Annotated in this window: 1 pseudogene; it reads right to left on the reverse strand. The window is 51.5% G+C overall.

The window, feature by feature from the left end:
• A pseudogene (locus AC2FLX_RS22105) lies at positions 1–185 on the reverse strand (plasmid partitioning protein RepA); the annotation flags it as partial.
• Positions 186–1,405 lie beyond the last annotated feature (1,220 nt).

Here is a 1,405-nt window from a genome sequence, read left to right on the forward strand (position 1 = left end):
ATGAATTGACCTGAGACACCTAAGAGTTCGGCTGCTTCTGGTGCTGCAAAGTTGCGTAGTGATTTAGTGTTGTCCGGGGCAAAAGCCGCAAGAAGATGTTCCCGGATAGCCGAGTTTAATCTCTCAGATATTTCCGTGGCGAGTGCCGATGGTCGTTCTGCCGTAAGTGGTGTCACGGGAATCATGTAGTTGCCTCAAATTAAAGAATGTGGTCATTTTTGCGCCACTTGAGACAAACAGCCGTGATTCATTGCTCTAAGTCAAGGATTTTCGCCTATATTGTAGGTTTTCCAAATCGGAAGACGATATACGCTTTGCATAAGAGCAAGCCCGTTTACAGTTGTAAACCCGGTCAGGTCGGTTTCTGGGGGCTTTCAGTTGTTGAAGCTCCGCCGTAGGCGTCGATTGCATTCATGCTAGACACCTATGAAAGCTCCGCTTTGGGTAGAGCGCTTCTCGTTTGCATCAGGGTTAAGGACTGAACCTCTTGCATCATAAGACGCGAAACCGGCCACGCCAGGAAGCTGGTTGATCTGATTGGGCAAGTGTATTCCCAAACTATCCGGCGCTGCACCTTCTGCGATATTGATGTCGTTACAGAAACCCTACGTCCGCCCGAGAGAGCGATGCATCGCGGCCTGGATAGCGGTTTGGAACCTGCGGCCGAAATGTGAATTATGTGCGAAGATAAGCCTCACGGGTTGGCCGGCCAGAGTCGGTCGCTGACCAAGAGACGACACACGGGTAAGGCGGAGTTTGAGAGTTTAGTTTGCCTTTAGAACACTGTGGAAAGGGGGGGGCGTTCGCGACCCGTTGCAATTGGGCCCGCGCAGGGTAACTTTTTGGCGCAATGCTCTATCTTTGTTGGATTGATGCAAGGCGACAGACTCTATCCGTCCTCTTCACGTTCAATTGGCGTTAACTCAAATTTCAAAGCTGTTTGCGTAACCCTGCTGTGTTTGGAGCTGGGCGACCACAAGGCGTGATTGATGAAGTCTCTTGTTTGGTTCTGAAAGTCAGGTCTCTTTCTCCAATACGCCGACCAAGAGAGGATAAATTGCCAAAGTACCGGCGATGAGACCATTTTGATTGATTGAATGGGTGTAGGGTTCTCAATCGTTGAGCCGACAGTCTCGTTGGCATATATCGCCAAACAGGGGGCATGCGCATCGCAGCCCGTAATGTCGTACTTGCAGAATCGCAAGATCAGCTGGGGCAGAATCCGGTTGCATCCGGTCTCTGTCAGAACGCCTGTGAAGAATTGCGCGCGGGTCTTCCGCCTATGGAGTGGGAAGAAGCTGGCTGGTATCTCGCAAACTAGGTCCGCAGGAGGGTGTGGCGCAGGCTCACGTTGGAGATCTGGCAGAAGGCAGCAGTTCGAATGCGATCCGGTGTGCTTTTGCAG

It is taken from the genome of Ruegeria sp. YKSF57, assembly GCF_059612585.1.